The organism is Bradyrhizobium sp. CCGB20, from assembly GCF_024199855.1.
In the GTDB taxonomy this organism is placed as follows: Bacteria; Pseudomonadota; Alphaproteobacteria; order Rhizobiales; family Xanthobacteraceae; genus Bradyrhizobium.
In genome coordinates this window covers 3,692,943-3,710,933 of the sequence record NZ_JANADN010000001.1, presented here as the reverse complement: position 1 = coordinate 3,710,933, position 17,991 = coordinate 3,692,943, and the positions used below count along the sequence as shown (strand labels likewise).

Here is a 17,991-nt window from a genome sequence, read left to right as displayed (position 1 = left end):
GACGACAGCAAAGTTGCCAGGGACGATGCCAACGGCGTCGGAAGTGCGCGGAAATCCGGGCAACGAAAGGTTTCCAAGACAGGAGGCAGGAAATGAGTCCTCTTTCGGTTATCGGCTGGGACATTATCGGGTGGGATAGCCTCACGCCACAGGGCATTCGGTTCGGCATTGCGACCATCCTTGCGCTGTTTGCGGTGGGCCGCCCCGGGCCGTCAGTCTTTGAGTTTTTTGCCGGCCTGATCTGCATCCTGGGTGCTGGGCTCATGGTGGCGCAGGCGGTCTCGCTTGGTTGACTCCTCGCGGCCGGGTTTGCTCTCGGCACCCACATGTAACGGAGGCGACCATGGCTCAGCAACAGCGGGAAAGCCTGCGCGCGTCAACGAGGAATAACGGCAGTCGCTTCGATCTCGACGCGCGCTGCTGGCTCGACAAGACGTACGACCTGGACGAGCGCCATGCTCGGGTAGTGGACGCCGACGACGTCACGATAGGCTTTGCCGAGCATCTTGAGATTGGAAATGTATTCGTCCATGTCGACGACATACCAGGTCAGGCGCACGAGATGTTCGGGTCCAGCACCGCCCTCCGCCAGGATCGCCACGATGTTTTCGAGAGTCTGCCGCACCTGCGCGACAAACCCGTCCGCAAATCGACCCGCAGCGTCCCAGCCGACGACACCACCGGTCACGACGAGGCGTCCTTCGGCCGTGATGCCGTTCGCATAGCCCTTCGGCTGCGGCCAGCCGCCAGGCTGAAGCACCCGCAGACCACGGGTCGCGTCGGTCAGTGTGAGCTCTTCTTGTTTCATTGTGCTAAAACTCTCTGCAATCAGCGCGGCTTCAGCAGCTCACGCGCCACGATCAGCTTCTGAACCTCGGTCGCGCCCTCGTAGATGCGGAGCGCGCGGATTTCGCGATAGAGGCTTTCGACGACCTCCCCCTTGCGCACGCCACGACCACCGAACATCTGTACGGCCCGATCGATGACGCGCTGCGCGGTTTCGGTGGCGGTCAGCTTTGCCATCGCGGCTTCGCGGGTGGTGGGTAACTTCTGAACGTCGCGGCGCCAGGCCGCGCGATAGGTCAAGAGCGCTGCTGCATCGACGTCCGTTGCCATGTCGCCGAGCGTGGCCTGGGTCAGCTGGAGATCACCCAACGTCGCCCCAAACATGCGCCGGCTCCGCGCATGCGACAGTGCCTCGTCAAGTGCCCGTCGCGCAAAGCCGAGGGCCGCCGCGGCGACCGACGCACGAAAGATGTCGAGCGTCTGCATCGCGAGCTTGAATCCGCCACCCGGCGCGCCGAGCCGCCGGCTTGCCGGGATCCGGCAGTTCGTGAAGCGCAGTGTCGCGAGCGGATGCGGGGCGATGACATCGATACGCTCGGCAATGCTGAAACCGGGATCACTGGGGAAGACGACGAAGGCCGAAATGCCCCGGGCGCCCGGCGCCTCGCCAGTGCGCGCAAAGAGCGTGTAAACGTCGGCGATCCCGCCGTTGGAGATCCAGGTCTTCTCGCCATCGACGACGTAGTCGTCGCCATCGGCGCGGGCCGTGCAGGACATCGCCGCGACGTCGGATCCCGCCTCTTTCTCGGACAACGCGAAGGCGGAAAGCCATTCGCCCGACCGGACTTTCGGCAGAACGGCCTCGCGGAGCTCCGCGGAACCGCCGAGCGCGATTGCGCCCGAACCAAGCCCCTGCATGGCAAAGGCGAAATCGGCGAGGCCGTCGGCATAGGCGAGCGACTCACGCGACAGGCAGATCGAGCGCGAATCGATCGTAGCCGCGTCACCGTCAGGTGCAGCGACCGCACAATCGAGCAACCCCGCCTCGCCCATCGCGCGCACGAGCTTGCGACAGGCACCGTCGACATCGCTGTGATCGATCTTGTCGAGAACTCCCGACTGCACGAAGCGGTCGAGCGCCTCGCCGATCGCATGATGACGCGGCTCGAAGAACGGCCAGTCGAGCCACTCGCGCCGGATGACCTTTGCAACGGAGCTCATATGTTCCCTCCTCCGCTCATTGGGCGGCAGCCGCTGCAGCGGCGCGTGCCAGATTGGTTTCGTATTGCCCCTTGGCCGACAGATATTGCTTCGGCCAATCGACTGCAGTGATGCCGATACGTGCTGCTTCGTGCAGCGTCCAGGCAGGATCGGCAAGATGCGGCCGCGCAATGGCGCAGAGATCGGCGCGGCCTGCGGCGAGGATCGAGTTGGCGTGATCAGCCTCGGAGATCGCACCGACAGCGATGGTCTCGATACCGACCTCGTTGCGAATCAGATCGGCGAACGGCGTCTGGAACAGGCGACCATAGATCGGCCGCTCCTCCTTCCAGACCTGCCCCGACGAGCAGTCGACCACATCGGCACCGGCCTCCTTGAACATCGCAGCGAAGATTGCCGCGTCGGCCGGCGTGTTGCCGCCTTCTGTCCAGTCGTGGCACGACAGCCGTACCGACATCGGCCGATCCGACGGCCACACCGCACGCATGGCGCGAAAGACCTCCAGCGGAAAGCGCGCACGTTTCTCGTGGCTGCCGCCATATTCGTCAGTCCGCCGGTTGGTCAGCGGCGACAGGAAGCTCGACAGCAGATAGCCGTGGGCACAATGGAGCTCGAGCCACTCGACGCCGGCCGCCGCTGCCCGGCGTGTGGCCGCGACGAAATCGTCGCGCACGCGATCCATGTCGCTGCGGTCCATCGCCCGCGGCACCTGTCCGTTGGGCAGGTAGGCCAGCGCCGATGCCGAGATCAGCGGCCAATTGCCCGTCTCCAGCGGCTGGTCGATTCCCTCCCACGCGAGCCTGGTCGATCCCTTCCGCCCGGCATGGCCGAGCTGAATGCCGACCTTGGCGTGTCCGAGGCCATGGATCAGCTCGACCAGCCGGCGCCATTGCGCCGCTTGCTCATCGTTCCAGAGCCCAAGGCAGCCCGGCGTGATCCGCGCATCCGGCGAGACGCAGGTCATCTCGGCGAAGATCAGCGCGGCGCCCCCCATGGCACGCGCGCCGAGATGGGCGATGTGGAAGTCGTTGATGAGCCCGTCCTGCGCCGAATACATTGCCATCGGCGAAACCATGATGCGGTTCGCAAGCGACAAGCCACGCACGCGGTGCGGCGTCAGCATCGGCGGCGGGACACGTTCGCCGTCCTTGACGGCGATCCCCGAGCGCGCGGCGAACCAGCGCTCAAAACCCTCCAGCCAGGTGCGATCGCGCAGGCGGAGGTTTTCGTGGCTGATCCGCTGTGAGCGCGTCAGCATCGAATAGAAAAATTGCGGCGGCTCCAGCGTATCGGCATAGCGGTGGCCAACCACCTCGAACCATTCCATGGCGTTGCGCGCCGCATTCTGGATGCGCGCGACATCGACACGGCGCACCTCCTCGTAGGCTTCCAGCACAACCCCGATGTTGTCGCCGCCATGACCGTGACGGTCAAATTGGTTGGCTAGCTCGATGGCGTCGTCGAGCGCGAGCTTGGTGCCCGAGCCGATCGCGAAATGCGCGGTGTGTGCCGCATCGCCCATCAGCACGACATGGGAGCGGCCGTTGAACACGCTCCATTTGCCGCAGATCAAGCGGCTGAAATTGAGCCAGGCCGACCCGCGCAGATGGCGCGCGTTGGTGAGGAGCTTCGCGCCGTCGAGCGTCTCGGCGAAGACCTTTTCGCAGAACTCGATTGATCCTTGTTGATCGAGCTCGCCAAGCCCGTGGGCGTTGTAGGCCTCTTCCGTGGTCTCGACGATGAAGGTCGCGGTCTCGGCGTCGAACTTGTAGATGTGCGCCTGGAACCAGCCATGCTCGGTCTTCTGAAAATCGAACGTGAAGGCGTCGAACGGCCTCTTGGTGCCGAGCCAGATGTAGCGGTTCGGCCGGATCACCATGTCGGGCTGGAATTGCTCGGCATAGCGGGCGCGGATCCTGGAATTGACGCCATCGCAGGCGACGATCAGATCGGCATCGGGAAACTCGAGATCGGACTCCACGTCTCGCTCGAAGACGAGCTCGACGCCCAGCGCCTCGCAGCGCCGTTGCAGGATGTTGAGCAGGTGCTTGCGCCCAATACCGATGAAGCCATGGCCAGTCGTGCGCTGGCGCGTCCCCTTGAAGACGAGCTCGATATCGTCCCAGTGATTGAACGCGTCCTCGATCTCGGCTGCGCTCTCGGGATCGGCAATCCGCATCGCCTGCATCATGGCGTCGGAGAACACGACGCCCCAGCCGAACGTATCGTAGGGCTTGTTGCGCTCGACGACGCTAATGATGTGCTCCGGATGGCGACGCTTCATCAGGAGGCCGAGGTAGAGCCCGGCCGGGCCGCCACCGATACAGACTATGCGCATGATCCCTCGCTTTCGCGCGCCGCGCCATTTGCCGAGCTGCAAACCCCCGGGAATGCCGATCCACAAATTATTTTAAGCATAAAATATTTCGACGGCGCGCGGATTGTCAAGATGCCTGTCGGCGGCTTTTGAGATCGCCACCAAGCGTTGCTACAGTCTTGTGACTGGCTGCAGATTTACCGCAAAGCGAGGCCGATTCTCCGGGGATTCCGCCAAGCCTTGAATTTACTTTTGGCACGAACTATCTTGCAGATGTTCATGACGCCGCCCGTTCTCGACGGGCGGGACGCTCCCAGGAGATTCGATTTGGCACTCGCGAAGGAGTCCCCGCCTGTTTCGCCCAGGAATGGGGCAGACCAGGAGGCCGAGTACAGGGCTCAAACGCGGCTTTGGCTCCGGCTGCTGGCCTGCACGACCCTGATCGAGGGCGAGCTGCGGCGCCGGTTTCGCGACGAATTCGACTTCACCATGCCTCGCTTCGACGTGCTGGCCCAGCTCGACCGCGAGCCGAGCGGACTTGTGCTGGGAGAGCTGCCCAAGCGCCTGATGGTATCAGCCGGGAACCTCACGCCGATCGTGGACCGCCTGGTCGAGGACGGTTACATCACCCGCACGCCGTCGACGCTCGACCGCCGCGTGCAGATCGTCTGCATGACGGTCGAGGGCCGAAAGGCCTTCCGGCGCATGGCAAAGAGCCATGGCTCATGGCTCGCGGAGCTGCTGGCGGAATTCCCAGCTGAAAGGCTCGACGGGTTGATCGGTGAGCTCGACCAGCTAAAGGGCGCCGTCAGGGACTCGCTGGAAAAGCCGTGAAGCCCCGCGGCGTCGGACGTTAGCGCCGCACTTTGATGCCAGCCGCCTCGCGGTCCCAAATATCCGTCGTCACGCCCGCCTCGCGCAGTGCGCCCTTCTTGATCTTGCCGTTCTCCGTCAGCGGCATCTGGCTCACAATCCGCACGTAGCGGGGAATGGCGAAATAGGCGATCTTCCCTTCGCAATGACGGATGATGTCGATCGGCTCGATCGATTGGCCGGGCTCCGGCAGGATCGCGGCTGCAACCTCGTCCTCGCCCAATTCCGAAGGCAGCGGATAGATCGCGCAGGCCGCGACCGCGGGATGGGACTGGATGGCCTGCTCCACCTCCCATGAAGAAACATTCTCGCCGCGCCTGCGGATCGAATCCTTCATGCGATCGATGAAGCGATAATGCCCGTCCGGATCGCGGACCACGCGATCACCGGAGTGGAACCACAGGTTTCGCCAGGCCTCGACCGTCTTCTCCGGCATGCCGAAATAGCCGGTCGCGAACGCAAAAGGCTCGCTGGCCCGCAGCAGCAGTTCTCCAGCCTGCCCGTCAGGAACTTCAGAATCGTCTGCATCGACGATCCGGGCTTCGATGCCTTCAGCAAGATATCCCATCGTCCCGGGGCGATCGGACGGGATCGAGCCTGCGAACACGAAATTGGTCTCCGTCGATCCGTAGCCATCGACCAGTGGTACGCCGAACCGCTCGAAAAAGGGCCCGTGGATCTGCGGCGGCACGCCGCCGCCAAGCGCGACGCGAAGCCGATGCGCTCTGTCGTCTCCGGTCTTGGGCTGCGCCAGCAGCATCGATGCCATGGCGCCGAGCAGATAGCCGACGGTCGCATCGTGCCGTCGCGCGGCAGCCCAGAAGCCGGAGGCGGAGAATTTCGACTCCAACACGTAAGTGCATCCGTTTAGCAGGGCCTGATAGAACGCATTCAGCGCGTTGGTGTGGAACAGCGGCAGCGTCGTGAACAGCACGTCACCTTCGCGGATGCCGAGTGCCCGGGCCGAGTAGATGCCCCACCAGAACAGTTGCGCCTGGGGACAGCACACGCCCTTGGCGGGGCCGGTCGTGCCGGATGTGTAGAGAATGGCGACCGTGTCGCCAGGTCGCACGGGACTGGCGGAGGCCCTGGCTCGGAGAGCCGGCAGTGGCACCGGCGAAATCGTCGCGCCGCTTGTCTCGGTAGCAGCTCCGATCATCCACGTCTGAGACAGAAGTTCGACGTCTGCTTCAACCGTTTCGATCGCAGCAAGGAACGGCGCTTCGACGACCAGGAGCGCAGGACGCGAATTGCGGAAGATGTGGGAGAGCTGGAATCCGCGCAGCGCCGTGTTGATCGGCACCACGATCGCACCGAGCCAGGCGCAGCCGAGATAGACCTGAAGAAACTCCGGCCGGTTGGAGCACATCAGGGCGACCCGGTCGCCGGGCTGGATCCCGGCGTCGACGAGCGCCTGCGCCGATGCAGCCGCGATCGCGGCGGTCTGCGCGTAGGTCCAGCGCGTCTCCCCCGAGACGAGCAGGGCGCGATCCCCGTAGCGTTCGGCCTGCCGCGTGAGGATGGTGGAGAGGATCCGGTCAGACGGTGGAAACAGCTCCACCGCGCGGGCCCAAGCCGGCGCCGCAGCCGCCTCCCCGGCCCCCGACATCGCGCTGGGCTCCGCCATATGCGCCTCGCTCACGGCAGCAGTTTGTATTTGCCGTCTTCGATCTGAACCAGAATGCGCGCACGAGCGTCGACGCCGTGCCGATCCGCCGGCGTATAGGTGTAGACGCCTTGTGTCCCCACCACGTCCTTGATCGTGAACAGCGCCTCGCGCAGCGCGTTGCGGAACTCCGGCGTGCCCGGCTTGGCGCCGGTCGCCATCGCGCGCTTGGCTGCGTCGACGAACACCAGCCAGCCGTCAAAGGAGTATGACGAGAACGAATCCGTCGGGGCCTCGCCATTCGCCTTCTCGAATGCCGACCGGAAATCCAGCGCGACCTTCCGGATCGGATTGCTGGCTGGAAGTTGCTCGGCCGCGGTCACCGGTCCGGTCGGGCAGATGATGCCGTTGGCGGCCTTGCCCGCAAGGCGCAGGAAATCGGCGCTGATGAGCCCGTGATTGCCGTAGAGCGGTCCTTTATATCCGCGTTCGGACAAGCCGATGACCGGCAACGCGCCGGGCGTACCGGTGCCCCCGAGCATGATGGCGTCAGGGCGCGCGGCGACCGCGCGCAGCACCTGGGCCGTCACCGAGGAATCCGATCGCGCATATCGTTCGTTCGCGATGACCTTGATATCGGCCGCCTTCGCACTCTGCTCGAGCGAACTGTACATGAGGTCGCCGAACGCATCGGAGAAGCCGATGAAGGCGACGGTTTTCAACCCGTGAGCCTTCATATGATCGACGATGCCCTGGACGAGGAGCGGCGTTGGCTGCGGCGTCTGCACGACCCAGGGGCCGCCATCGCCTGATGGCACCGGCGCGATCGGGGACACCGCGATCATCGGGATCTTCATCTCGATCGCCGCGGTCGCCATCGCCAGCGTCTGGGGTGCGCCTGACGTGCCGATGAGAATATCGACCTTCTCCTGCTCGACAAGCTTGCGCGCATTGCGCGCCGACGCCGTCGGATCGGAGCCATCGTCGAGCTGAATCAGGCGAAGCTTCTCGCCACCGACCTCGCCGATATAGGCTTGGCCCGCCGCAATCCCCTTCCCGTTCGGAATCCCGATCGACGACACCGGTCCGCTGAGGCCGGTCACGAAGCCGACGAGAATGTCCGCTTGCGCGATCTCTGGCACGGCAATGAGCAGCACGGTGGAGGCCAATAGGCTCTTCATCAAGTTCATGGCACCTGTCTTTCGTGAGTGGTTTCGTCTCTTGTCTCGTTCGGCAAGCGCCATGCCTTCGTCAATTCGCCCCAACCAGCGCAATGACCCGGAGCGGACTGCCGGAGCCGTTCTGGATTTTCAGGGGCGATGCCACGATGACGGCGCCGGTGGCCGGAAGCTGGTCCAAATTGCAAAGGCATTGCAGGCCGTAGCGGCCCGCACCGTGCAGGAAGTGATGCGCCGGATAAGGCGGCTCGAAATGTCCGGCCTGCCCCGCATCGGTGCCGATGGTCTCGGTGCCGAAGCCGATGATGCCGCGCTCCTCCACCAGCCACTTCATGACCGCGGGGTTCGGACCCGGCGTGTGCGCACCGTCATCCCTGAGGTTGGAATAGTCGCGCCAGCCCTTCTTGGACCAGTCGGTGCGCAGCAGGACCCAATGGCGCGCAGGGATGCGCCCGTGCTTCGATTCCCAGGCCTCGACGATCGGTACCGTCAGCACGAAGTCGGGATCCTGCGCGGCTTCCGTGGAGCAGTCGATGACGCAGGCCGGAGCGATCATGTCCTTGGCCGGCATCGTGTCGACGGCATTGTTCGGCAGATCCTTGCCGGTGAACCAGTGGATCGGCGCATCGAAATGCGTGCCGGTGTGCTCGCCGAACGTCACGTTGTTCCAGTACCAGGCCGGGCCACGACCATCGTATCGCGAGATTTCCTGGATGCGGACAGGCGCCGCCTGGCCGAACTCCGGCGGCAGCACGATGACCGGAAAATCCGGGCTGAGCGTAAAGGTCAGATCGACGACGCGCACCGCGCCGGAAGAAATTGCACCGGCCAGCTCCAGGAGATTCTTGCTTTGCATAGTCACGTCCTCCGGCTTGGTTGAAATCAGCCCCTCACCTGTCGAGCTCGCGCTCGAGCGCTTTCGGATTCGCCGCGAGACGCAGCCGGATTTCCTCGGCGACGTCCCCGACATACATCTCTTCGAGCCCGCCTCTAAGCCCCGACACGATCGCCTGCGCGATCGCGCGCGGTGCGACCTTCGGCGGCGGCACGGTCTGGAACCACTCGGTGTCGACAGGCCCGGTGAACAGGTTCATGACCTTGATGCCGCCCGGCCGCAGCTCCGCGCGAAGGCAGTGCGAGAGAGACAGGCACGCAGCCTGCGAGGCCGAGTAAGCGCCAAAGGCCGGCCAGTTCGCGAGCGCGTAGACCGACAGGATGTTGACCCATGCGACGCTGTTGTTGACGCCGTCGGCGCCGCGCATCCGCATGGCGGGCCCAAAGGCCTGTGCGAGATTGATGAAGCCGAGATAGGCCTGGTCGATCTCGTCCCGCGCGATGCTCGTCCCCTTGCGGTCGAGCAGACCACCCGCTCGCACATACTCGGTCGTATTGACGAGGATATCCACCTTGCCACCGATGTCGGCGGCAAGATCAGCGGCAGATTTTTCATCGGCCGCGTCGAGCGTGACGACCTCAACGCCCTCTTGCCCGCGCAGCAGATCCTCGCCGGCAAACGGCCGCCAGGGTTCGGCCACGCCAACGAACACCGTCTTGGCGCCCGCGGCCGTCAACGCCGCGACGGCCTCCTGGCCGACTACGCTGCGGCCGTTGGTGACGAGCACCCGCCTGAATTTCGGATCGGCCGTCATTTCCCGCCATTGCCTGTCGTCTGCCATGTTGGGAGTCTCCCCCTCGGGTCGGGCAAAGGCCACCGCCTGACCGCTCTTGTCGAGCTGAAACGACATGCGGACCGGCGCGCCCTCGGCGCAGTCGGCGTGGAGATGCGCGACGATCGTCGGGCCGCAGTCCATCTTGACGAGACCGATCCGCCAGGGCGCCCGTTCGCGGAAATAGACATCGCTCGGCACGCGCGCCGTCGTCTCGGCGAGCAGCGTGCCCCGGCCTGGCGCGTCCGCAAACGCGAGCGCCGGTGACAGGCAGGAGGGACAAGCATCCCGCGCCGGATAAGCGAAAGCGCCGCAGGCGTCGCAGCGCTGGAGCATGAAGCGCCCCTCGGCCGCCGCCCGCGTGAACCCGTGCGATGTCCGGCTACGCGGCCTCGGCGGCGATGCCGGGAGCCGCGTCCGCAGCAGCGGGTTCTTGCGGCGGGGCGGCTTGATCGGATCGATCATCGTGAAGGCCCTGCAAAGATCGCGGCGCCCGAGGCGAGGCCGCGATCATAATTGATCATACCGAACCCGGAGGCCAAGCCGAGGCGCGCATTCCTGACCTGCGTGGGACCCGCGGCTCCCAGGACCTGCCGCAGCCCCTCGACGAGACCAAGATAGGCACCGGCGGCGCCAGCCTGCCCGACGGAGAGCTGTCCGCCCGAACTGTTGTGCGGGAAATCGCCGTCAATGGTGAGATCGTGCGCGCGAACGAACTCCGCACCCTCGCCCTTCTTGCAAAAGCCGAGATCCTCGAACTGCATCATCGTGATGACGGGATAGTCATCGTAAGTCTGGACGATATCGAGATCATCGGGTTTCACGCCGGCCATGGCATAGAGCTCGCCGACGTCCATCGCCCAGCCACCACGCACCTGCATCGGGTCGTCGGCAAAGGCGTTGTGCCGTTCGATCGTCGACAGCAGTCGCGCCGCCGGCAGCCCAAGCGATGCGGCGGTCTCCTCGCGCATCACCAGAAAAGCTTCCGCGCCCGCGCAGGGCATCACGCAATCAAAGAGGTGGATCGGGTCGGAAATCGGCCGCGCCGCCAGATATTGTTCGAGCGTCAGCGGCACCTTCATCAGGGCGTGCGGGTTACGTAGCGCATTGGCGCGCTGGGCGACCGCGATCCTGCCGACGTCCTCGCGCGTGACGCCGAAGCTCCGCATATAGTTGCGCGCTATCAGCGCGAAGCTCGCATTGGCGCCGCCCGCGCCGTAAGGATAGACGGCGTCCTGGTTGAAGCGCGAGAAATTCTCGAGCGTCAGGCGGAAGGAATCGACATGGTTGGTGTCGCCCGCCACGCAGGCGACGATGTCGGCGTCACGGGCCTGGACCGCGCGCGCAGCCTTCCGCAAGCCCGCGATGGCGCTGGCGCCGCCAAGCGGAATCGTGTCGAGCCAGCGGACGCAAAGACCAAAATGCTGCGTGAGCCCGATGCCGCTGTCGGTGCCCATAGTGAAGCTCGAGACGCAAAGACCATCGATATCAGAGGCCTTGATGCCGGCCCGGGCTACGAGCTCGCCAAGCGCACGGCCAATCCACCATTGCGCGCTCTCGATGGAATAGCGCGCATAGGGAATCGTGACGGGAGCCGCCATCACGATGCCGTCGTACGGTGTGCGCTGGGAATTCTTCACCGGTCGCGCGCCTCAGATCACCGCCAGCCTGACGTCGATATTGCCGCGTGTCGCGTTCGAATAGGGACAACGCTCATGCGCACCGGCGACGACCTCCTCGGCGACCGCCTTCTCGACCCCGGGCAGATCGACCTTCAATTCGACGGCGAGCGCATATCCGACCGGGACCGGCCCCATGGCGACCTTTGCCGTCACAGACGGCTCAGCGGACGGCACGATCTTCCGCGTGCGCGCCACCAGCTTGACCGCGCCAAGAAAGCACGCGGCATAGCCGGCCGCAAAGAGCTGCTCCGGATTGGTCCCCTCGCCGCCGGGACCGCCCATCGATTTCGGCAAGGACAACGAGACCGACAGGAGACCGTCCGAACTTGCGGCCTTGCCGTCGCGGCCTCCAGTGGCCGTGACCTCGGTCTCGTACAGGATCTTTTCGGGTGTCATCATGTCTCGTTCTCCAGAACTCGGCGCTGCGCCCGCCCTAACGCTTGTTGCGTGCGAGCATGGCGCGAAAATCGCTGCGGGCCAGGTCGCTGGCGCGACTGAAGCTCGGCCCGCGGCTGGGCTCGGTGCCATTGAGGCGCCTGAGCTGCACCCACATCTCGGCGCTCTTGAGCGCAACGGCCGCGCAATTGACGACAGGTGCGTGCCCGACCTTCAGGCCATGCTCCCGTCCAATCAAGAGACCGGGAAGGACACCGGCGGGGATCACGACATCGGCGCCGCGCTCGGTCAACGGCAGCGCGCAGGCGACGAAATCCCTGATCATGCGGGCCTGGGCCGCTTCGTTGCCCGCGAACGCATCGGCAAAATCCTCGGGTTTGCAGCCCATGCCGGTGACGTGAACGACGCGGTCACCGAGACCGTAACGTTCGGCCTGCTCGTAGTGCCAGACTTCGAAAACGGGGTCGAGCGTGACGAGACCCAGGCGCCGGCCGAGCTGCGATGCCGCCAGCAGCGTCGCCTCGCCGGTCCCGATTACGGGAATGGCGAGCGCCGAGCGAAGCTCGTAGAGACCGGGATCCTGGAAATGTCCCATGACGAAGGCGTCGAACCCACCCTCCTCGGCCGCGATGCCGTTGTCGATGGCCTGGACCGCGCAGCGCAGTTCGGCGAGCCGTCCGAACTCGCGGTCCGGCGGCGAAATCCCTTCGACGTGGACCGTCGTGCCGGCCGCCGCGATTTTGTTGAGGTATTCCGACAGCAGCGCCATGTAGGGCGCATTCGCGCTCGCATCAACGAAGCTCTGCCAGAAGATGCGCATCGTCCTTCTCCTCGAGCGGTCCATCGAAGGATCGGTCGCCGGCTTCCACGATATATTTCAACCATAAACTAATTGACCCGTCAAATGGGCGCGGCAACTCCGACGGGAGGCCCCCTCACGCAGCGGCGATGACGCCCTTTTTGAGGGACAAAGAGATCAAGGAAATGGCGAACTCTGATGGAATTGTATGCAACAACATTTTTTTCTGACAGCGCTGTGACGCGTGTTGACGGCCCCGCCAGGAATACTTTAGGCTTTAAGTAATCCTCCACCGGCTGCGGCCGATGGCCAAGACAATGATGTTGCAGGGCACCGATTTTGAGAAACTCGATCGCGTGGACATTCGTCGGGCTTGAAGAGCCGGCAGCAGCATCGCCGGTCGCGCATCGCGACTGCGGCAATCACGTCTCGTCCCCGCGAAAGGCACCCGCCGGCTTCCGCCGATGGGCCCGCGATTTGAGCGGCACGCGTCGCCATGGTTGCTGACGCCCGGCCGAGCGAACTCTTTTCGGCCGCGCCCAGCGATTGGCGCCGCAACAATGCTTTCAATCGGTTTGTTCCCGGCCCGGGCTTCGCGCCCGGCCTGCATTCATTCGTACCCAGCATCAACGGAGGAGAACGCACATGCGAAATACTCTGAGCATCCTCGCACTCGCTGCCGGCGTCCTGGCGGCGCCCGCCGCTCGAGCCGACATCACCATCGGCTTCGTCACATCGCTGAGCGGCAACGGTTCGTCGATCGGCATTCCCTACGGGCGCGGCATCAATGCCGCCTTTGAGTACAAGAAGACGATCAACGGCCAGACCGTCCGCCTGATCCAGCTCGACGACGGCTCCGATCCGTCGGCCGCGACCCGCAACGCGCGAAAGCTGGTGGAAGAGGAGAAGGTGGACCTCCTGATCGGTACCGCCACGGCGCCGTCGACGATCGCCATGGCGGCGGTGGCGAGCGAGCTGAAGGTGCCGATGATCGCGGTTTCGCCGATCGGCAAGCTGCCGGAATCGCCGGAGCAATGGGTCGTCTCGGTGCCGCAGCCAGCCTCGCTCCTCGTCAAGATCGTCGCCGATCGCATGAAGCGCGATGGCATGAAGAACATCGGCTATATCGGTTTCTCGGATGCATGGGGCGACCTCGTCTATAACGGTGCCAAGGCCGCCGAGCCGATCGACGACATCAAGATCCAGACCAACGAGCGCTATGCCCGCACCGACACGTCGGTGACCGCGCAGATCCTGAAAGTGATGGCTCCACGTCCCGACGCCGTGCTGATCGGGGGCTCCGGAACGCAAGGCGCACTGCCCCTGCTCACCCTCTCCGAGCGCGGCTTCAAGGGAAACACCTACGGCACGGTGGCACTGGTCAACCCGGACTTCGTCAACGTCGGCGGCAAGGCCGCGGACGGCATCCAGGTCTCCGCCGGCCCCGTGATCGTGGCCGAACAGCTTCCGGACGAGCACTTCGCCAAGAAGATCGCGCTGGATTTCCGCGCCGTCTACCAGAAGACCCACAACATCCCGACCACCGACGGTTTCTCCGCCTACTCGTTCGACGCCTGGCTGATCTTCGCCAACGCCGCCGAGCGCGCGCTGAAGAGCGCAAAGCCCGGTACGGCCGAATTCCGCACGGCGCTGCGCGACGCGATCCTCAGCACTAAGGAGCTGCCAGGCGTGCATGCCGTCTACAATTTCAAGCCGGGCGCCGTGACCGGCGTCGACGAGCGGTCGCTGGTCGTGGTGCGCCTCACCGGCGGCGCCTGGAAGTACGCACCGTAAGCGCAGACAGTCAAAACGGGGGGACGGCGTCTCAATGACGAGCGACATCGCAGCCATTCTTGCGATCGACGGGATCGCCACCGGCGCAGTCTATGCGCTGGTGGCGATCGGGACCGTGCTCATCTTCACGGTGACGCGGGTCATCTTCATCCCCTTTGGTGACATCGCCGCCTTCACGGCGCTGACGCTTGCAGCGCTCGACGCCAAGCGCTTTCCGGGTACGGGAGCGCTCGTCGTGATCCTGGCCTGCCTTGCGACCCTGATCGAAATCATCTCGCTCCTGCGCGCCGGCGAGATGCGCCTCCTGCCGCGCGCGCTTCTCTTCTACCTCGTTCTTCCCGTGGCCGTGGTCGGTGCTGCCTGGCTCGTCATGCGCATGGACCCTCCCCTCGCCATCCGGCTCGTGCTCGCACTGATGCTGATCACGCCCATCTCCCCGCTGCTGGATCGGATCGTCTTCCGCCCGATCGCCGACGGCACCGTGCTGCTGCTGCTGACGGTCTCGGTAGCGCTGCATTTCGCGCTGGTTGGCCTCGGCCTGCTATTCTTCGGCCCCGAGGGCGTCAGAACCGAGCCGCTGACCTCGCTCTCCACGGAATTCGCCGGCGTGCTGATCTCGGGCCAGACCATGCTGATCGTGATCGCGGCGCTCGTTTTCAGCGGCCTGCTCTACCTCTTCTTCGACTTCACGCTGGTCGGCAAATCCCTCCGTGCCACCGCCGTCAATCGGACCGGATCGCGGCTGATGGGGATCCGGCCGGCGCGTGCCGGCACGATTGCCTATCTGCTCGGCTCGCTGATGGCCGGCGTATCGGGCATCCTGATCGCGCCGGTCAACACGGTGTTCTACGATTCCGGCTTCCTGATCGGCCTCAAAGCGTTCGTCGGCGCCATCGTCGGCGGCATGACCAGCTATCCCGGCGCCGCGATCGGCGCTGTCGGCGTCGGCATCCTCGAAAGCTTCGCGTCCTTCGAGAGCAGTGCGCTGAAGGACGTCATCGTGTTCTCGCTCCTGATCCCGGTCCTGATCTGGCGATCCCTCGCCTCGCTGCATTCCGAGGAGGAGATCGAGGAATGACGCGCTTTCATGTTCAGCTTGCAGCGATGGCCGCAGTGGTGTGCCTGGCACTCGCGCCCTTCGTGCTCAGCCCCTTCAGCATCACGCTGATGAACTACATCGGCATCTATTCGCTCGTCGCCATTGGCCTTGCGCTCCTCACTGGCGTCGGCGGCATCGTGTCGTTCGGACAGGCAGCATTCGTCGGCGTCGCAGCCTATGCGACGGCCTGGGTCTCGGCACTCAATGGATATTCGCCGTGGCTTGGCCTCGTGTTCGGCGTGGCACTGACCTGCGGCGTCGCGGCGATCCTCGGCGTCGTCACCCTGCGGCTTCAGGGCCATTTCCTCTCGCTCTCGACCGTCGCCTGGGGTCTCGCCATCGGCTTCCTGTTCGGCAATGTCGAGGGGCTCGGCCGCTTCAACGGCATCTCCTCGATCCCGCCGATCAGCATCGGTTCGTTCGCGCTGGTCACCAGCGCGCAGATCTACTTCCTGATCTGGGGCATCGTCGCTGCCGTGCTGTTCCTCGGCTACAACCTGCTGGACTCCAGGCTCGGCCGCGCCATGCGGGCGCTGCGCGGCGGCAACACGTTGGTCGAGAGCCTCGGCATCAACGCCTTCCGGATCAAGCTCGTGACCTTCGTGATCGCGGCCTTCCTCGCCGCGCTCTCGGGCTGGCTCTACGCGCATATGAGCCGCTTCATCAGCCCGGGCCCGTTCGATGCCGGCATGGGCATCGAATATCTGATGATGTCGATGGTCGGCGGCGCCGGCAGCCTGCTCGGCGGTGTCGTCGGTGCTGCCATCGTCACCCTGCTCAAGAACAGCGTGCAGGACTATCTGCCGCTTATCGCCAAGGGCGCGTCGGGGCAGCTCGAGATCGTCGCCTTCTCCGGGCTGTTCATCCTGTTCCTGCAATGGGCGCGGCAGGGCATCGTGCCCTTCGTCGCGCGCTATTTGCCGAAGATCCAGCGCGAGCGGCCGCAGCCCGCGCCGCCCCTGCCCCGCCGTGCGCAGCCGACGCCGGGCGAGCTGCTGTTGAAAGTCGACGGCGCCGAGCGCCGCTTCGGCGGTCTCATCGCGGTGAACAAGGTCAGCTTCGAGGTGCGGTCGGGCGAAATCCTCGCCGTCATCGGCCCCAACGGCGCCGGCAAGAGCACGATGTTCAACTGCCTGACCGGCGCGCTCAGGGTCAACAAGGGCGAGATCGTCTTCGCGGGACGGCCGATCACCCGCGAGGCGCAAGCGCGCATCGCCAAGGCCGGCATCGCGCGAACCTTCCAGCACGTCAAGCTGAGGCCGCGCATGAGCCTCCTGGAAAACGTGATGCTCGGCACCTACGCCCGCACGGGCACGGGCCTGTTGGCCGGTGCGTTCCGTCTCAATCAGCGCGAGGAAGCCAGTGCCCGGCACGAGGCCTTGATGCAGCTCGAGCGTGTCGGGCTCGGCGACAAGCCGTTCGAGCTCGCCGGCAATCTGCCGCTCGGCAACCAGCGCATCCTGGAGATCGCGCGCGCGCTCGCCGCGGACCCGACGCTGCTGGTGCTCGACGAGCCGGCGGCCGGCCTGCGCCGCCAGGAGAAACTGCGCCTTGCCGAGCTGCTGAGGTCGCTGCGGGCGGACCATCTGACCATTTTGATCGTCGAACACGACATGGAGTTCGTGATGTCGCTGGTCGACCGCATCGTCGTGCTTGATTTCGGATCGAAGCTCTGCGAGGGCGCTCCAAGCGCCATCCGCAGCGACGAGCGCGTCCAAGAGGCCTATCTCGGAGGCGTCGCGTGAGCGAGATGTTTTCCATGCGAGACGTGACCGTCTGCTACGACAATGTCGAGGCGGTCCGCAACGTGTCGCTGTCGGTCGAAGAAGGACAGATCGTCACCGTCATCGGCCCGAACGGCGCCGGCAAGACCACGCTGCTGATGGCGGCGATCGGACTGCTCGCCTCGCGCGGCCGCATGGTCTTCCAGGGCGGCGACATCGGAAAAATGTCGGTCGAGGACCGTGTCGAGCGCAGGCTCTGCCTCGTCCCGGAAAAGCGCGAGCTGTTTTCTGACATGTCGGTCGCCGACAATCTGCTGCTCGGCTCCTACAGCCTGCGCGACCGCTCGGGCGTGCAGAAGACGCTCGACGAAGTCTACGACCGCTTCCCCCGCCTGAAGGAGCGGCAGCGCCAGGCCGCCGGCACGCTCTCCGGCGGCGAGCGCCAGATGCTCGCGCTCGGGCGCGCGCTGATGGCCAAGCCGAAACTGCTGATGCTGGACGAGCCGAGCCTCGGCCTCGCACCGCTGATCGTCCGCGAGATCTTTCGCACCATTGCCTCCTTGCGCGACCTCGGCGTCTCCATCCTGCTGGTCGAGCAGAATGCCCGCGCCGCGCTCGAGACGGCCGACTACGGCTATGTGCTGGAGACCGGCGAGGTCGTGCAGTCCGGCCCTGCCAAGGACCTCATCCACGATCCCCGGCTGATCACCGCCTATCTCGGCGGGCACTGAGACCAGTTTTGATCAGGTCCGGCGCGCAACACAACAAGAATCGCCGAAAACAACCCCATGCACAGTAGCCGGCGATAGCGATATCAATGGCTTAACGTCGAGCGATTGCGGATTTTAC

17 protein-coding genes are annotated in these 17,991 nt (G+C 65.0%); 7 read left to right on the top strand and 10 right to left on the bottom strand.

The genetic code is table 11. The annotated features are described in order from the left end of the window. Window positions 1–92 precede the first annotated feature (92 nt). Window positions 93–293 (top strand): hypothetical protein, encoded by a 201-nt coding sequence (locus NLM15_RS16855; protein WP_254118181.1) that lies wholly within the window; start codon window positions 93–95, stop codon window positions 291–293. An 83-nt stretch (window positions 294–376) separates the two neighbouring features. Here NLM15_RS16855 and NLM15_RS16850 read toward each other — a convergent pair whose 3' ends face one another. From NLM15_RS16850 to NLM15_RS16840, 3 genes are read right to left on the bottom strand one after another with little or no spacing between them, the layout of a single operon-like run. Beyond that, the gene (locus tag NLM15_RS16850; RefSeq protein ID WP_254118180.1) at window positions 377–808 is read right to left on the bottom strand and encodes a RidA family protein; all 432 of its coding nucleotides are present in this window, start codon (window positions 806–808) and stop codon (window positions 377–379) included. A 20-nt stretch (window positions 809–828) separates the two neighbouring features. Further along, the gene (locus tag NLM15_RS16845) at window positions 829–2,007 is read right to left on the bottom strand and encodes an acyl-CoA dehydrogenase family protein (RefSeq protein WP_254118179.1); all 1,179 of its coding nucleotides are present in this window, start codon (window positions 2,005–2,007) and stop codon (window positions 829–831) included. 16 nt (window positions 2,008–2,023) lie between these two features. Then, the gene (locus NLM15_RS16840; protein WP_254118178.1) at window positions 2,024–4,345 is read right to left on the bottom strand and encodes a bifunctional salicylyl-CoA 5-hydroxylase/oxidoreductase; all 2,322 of its coding nucleotides are present in this window, start codon (window positions 4,343–4,345) and stop codon (window positions 2,024–2,026) included. Between NLM15_RS16840 and NLM15_RS16835 the strand changes: the two genes are divergently transcribed. Both NLM15_RS16835 and NLM15_RS16830 read left to right on the top strand, forming a co-directional pair. Then, window positions 4,277–4,477: a hypothetical protein gene (locus NLM15_RS16835; RefSeq protein ID WP_254124754.1), complete on the top strand. Its 201-nt coding sequence runs from the start codon at window positions 4,277–4,279 to the stop codon at window positions 4,475–4,477. The two genes, NLM15_RS16840 and NLM15_RS16835, sit on opposite strands and share 69 nt — an antisense overlap. Window positions 4,478–4,603: 126 nt before the next feature. Next, a complete protein-coding gene (locus NLM15_RS16830; protein WP_254118177.1) occupies window positions 4,604–5,158 on the top strand; it encodes a MarR family winged helix-turn-helix transcriptional regulator in 555 nt (184 codons plus the stop codon). Between the two features lie 19 nt (window positions 5,159–5,177). On the opposite strand, the gene NLM15_RS16825 is transcribed toward NLM15_RS16830, so the two are convergent. The 7 genes from NLM15_RS16825 to NLM15_RS16795 form a co-directional block, all read right to left on the bottom strand. Continuing rightward, window positions 5,178–6,824, bottom strand: coding sequence for an ATP-dependent acyl-CoA ligase (locus tag NLM15_RS16825; protein ID WP_254118176.1), 1,647 nt, complete (start codon window positions 6,822–6,824; stop codon window positions 5,178–5,180). Window positions 6,825–6,835: 11 nt separating this feature from the next. Then, window positions 6,836–7,993, bottom strand: coding sequence for an ABC transporter substrate-binding protein (locus NLM15_RS16820; protein WP_254118175.1), 1,158 nt, complete (start codon window positions 7,991–7,993; stop codon window positions 6,836–6,838). A 61-nt stretch (window positions 7,994–8,054) separates the two neighbouring features. Beyond that, window positions 8,055–8,837 (bottom strand): cyclase family protein, encoded by a 783-nt coding sequence (locus NLM15_RS16815; protein ID WP_254118174.1) that lies wholly within the window; start codon window positions 8,835–8,837, stop codon window positions 8,055–8,057. Between the two features lie 34 nt (window positions 8,838–8,871). After that, window positions 8,872–10,113, bottom strand: a complete 1,242-nt coding sequence (locus NLM15_RS16810; RefSeq protein ID WP_254118173.1) for an SDR family NAD(P)-dependent oxidoreductase — start codon at window positions 10,111–10,113, stop codon at window positions 8,872–8,874. Beyond that, the gene (locus NLM15_RS16805) at window positions 10,110–11,288 is read right to left on the bottom strand and encodes a thiolase family protein (protein ID WP_254118172.1); all 1,179 of its coding nucleotides are present in this window, start codon (window positions 11,286–11,288) and stop codon (window positions 10,110–10,112) included. Before NLM15_RS16805 ends, NLM15_RS16810 begins: the two co-directional genes overlap by 4 nt. Window positions 11,289–11,300: 12 nt before the next feature. Next, on the bottom strand, window positions 11,301–11,729 hold the full coding sequence (locus NLM15_RS16800; protein ID WP_375166841.1) for an organic hydroperoxide resistance protein: 429 nt from the start codon (window positions 11,727–11,729) through the stop codon (window positions 11,301–11,303). 34 nt (window positions 11,730–11,763) lie between these two features. Continuing rightward, complete coding sequence (locus tag NLM15_RS16795; protein WP_254118171.1) at window positions 11,764–12,546, bottom strand: aspartate/glutamate racemase family protein; 783 nt, start codon at window positions 12,544–12,546, stop codon at window positions 11,764–11,766. 624 nt (window positions 12,547–13,170) lie between these two features. Between NLM15_RS16795 and NLM15_RS16790 the strand changes: the two genes are divergently transcribed. From NLM15_RS16790 to NLM15_RS16775, 4 genes are read left to right on the top strand one after another with little or no spacing between them, the layout of a single operon-like run. Further along, complete coding sequence (locus tag NLM15_RS16790) at window positions 13,171–14,319, top strand: ABC transporter substrate-binding protein (RefSeq protein WP_254118170.1); 1,149 nt, start codon at window positions 13,171–13,173, stop codon at window positions 14,317–14,319. A gap of 34 nt (window positions 14,320–14,353) precedes the next feature. Beyond that, on the top strand, window positions 14,354–15,397 hold the full coding sequence (locus NLM15_RS16785; RefSeq protein ID WP_254118169.1) for a branched-chain amino acid ABC transporter permease: 1,044 nt from the start codon (window positions 14,354–14,356) through the stop codon (window positions 15,395–15,397). Next, complete coding sequence (locus tag NLM15_RS16780; RefSeq protein ID WP_254118168.1) at window positions 15,394–17,163, top strand: ATP-binding cassette domain-containing protein; 1,770 nt, start codon at window positions 15,394–15,396, stop codon at window positions 17,161–17,163. The genes NLM15_RS16785 and NLM15_RS16780 overlap by 4 nt, the downstream gene beginning before the upstream one ends. After that, on the top strand, window positions 17,160–17,873 hold the full coding sequence (locus NLM15_RS16775) for an ABC transporter ATP-binding protein (protein WP_254118167.1): 714 nt from the start codon (window positions 17,160–17,162) through the stop codon (window positions 17,871–17,873). The genes NLM15_RS16780 and NLM15_RS16775 overlap by 4 nt, the downstream gene beginning before the upstream one ends. Window positions 17,874–17,991 lie beyond the last annotated feature (118 nt).

What these genes read in the sequence shown, in the direction of transcription:
- NLM15_RS16815 (WP_254118174.1), bottom strand. Translation starts at nt 8,837, where the DNA reads ATGCAAAGCAAGAATCTCCTGGAGCTGGCCGGTGCAATTTCTTCCGGC.
- NLM15_RS16785 (WP_254118169.1), top strand. Translation starts at nt 14,354, where the DNA reads ATGACGAGCGACATCGCAGCCATTCTTGCGATCGACGGGATCGCCACC.
- NLM15_RS16800 (WP_375166841.1), bottom strand. Translation starts at nt 11,729, where the DNA reads ATGATGACACCCGAAAAGATCCTGTACGAGACCGAGGTCACGGCCACT.
- NLM15_RS16790 (WP_254118170.1), top strand. Translation starts at nt 13,171, where the DNA reads ATGCGAAATACTCTGAGCATCCTCGCACTCGCTGCCGGCGTCCTGGCG.
- NLM15_RS16825 (WP_254118176.1), bottom strand. Translation starts at nt 6,824, where the DNA reads ATGGCGGAGCCCAGCGCGATGTCGGGGGCCGGGGAGGCGGCTGCGGCG.
- NLM15_RS16780 (WP_254118168.1), top strand. Translation starts at nt 15,394, where the DNA reads ATGACGCGCTTTCATGTTCAGCTTGCAGCGATGGCCGCAGTGGTGTGC.
- NLM15_RS16820 (WP_254118175.1), bottom strand. Translation starts at nt 7,993, where the DNA reads ATGAACTTGATGAAGAGCCTATTGGCCTCCACCGTGCTGCTCATTGCC.
- NLM15_RS16840 (WP_254118178.1), bottom strand. Translation starts at nt 4,345, where the DNA reads ATGCGCATAGTCTGTATCGGTGGCGGCCCGGCCGGGCTCTACCTCGGC.
- NLM15_RS16810 (WP_254118173.1), bottom strand. Translation starts at nt 10,113, where the DNA reads ATGATCGATCCGATCAAGCCGCCCCGCCGCAAGAACCCGCTGCTGCGG.
- NLM15_RS16835 (WP_254124754.1), top strand. Translation starts at nt 4,277, where the DNA reads ATGGCGACGCTTCATCAGGAGGCCGAGGTAGAGCCCGGCCGGGCCGCC.
- NLM15_RS16795 (WP_254118171.1), bottom strand. Translation starts at nt 12,546, where the DNA reads ATGCGCATCTTCTGGCAGAGCTTCGTTGATGCGAGCGCGAATGCGCCC.
- NLM15_RS16830 (WP_254118177.1), top strand. Translation starts at nt 4,604, where the DNA reads ATGACGCCGCCCGTTCTCGACGGGCGGGACGCTCCCAGGAGATTCGAT.
- NLM15_RS16850 (WP_254118180.1), bottom strand. Translation starts at nt 808, where the DNA reads ATGAAACAAGAAGAGCTCACACTGACCGACGCGACCCGTGGTCTGCGG.
- NLM15_RS16855 (WP_254118181.1), top strand. Translation starts at nt 93, where the DNA reads ATGAGTCCTCTTTCGGTTATCGGCTGGGACATTATCGGGTGGGATAGC.
- NLM15_RS16845 (WP_254118179.1), bottom strand. Translation starts at nt 2,007, where the DNA reads ATGAGCTCCGTTGCAAAGGTCATCCGGCGCGAGTGGCTCGACTGGCCG.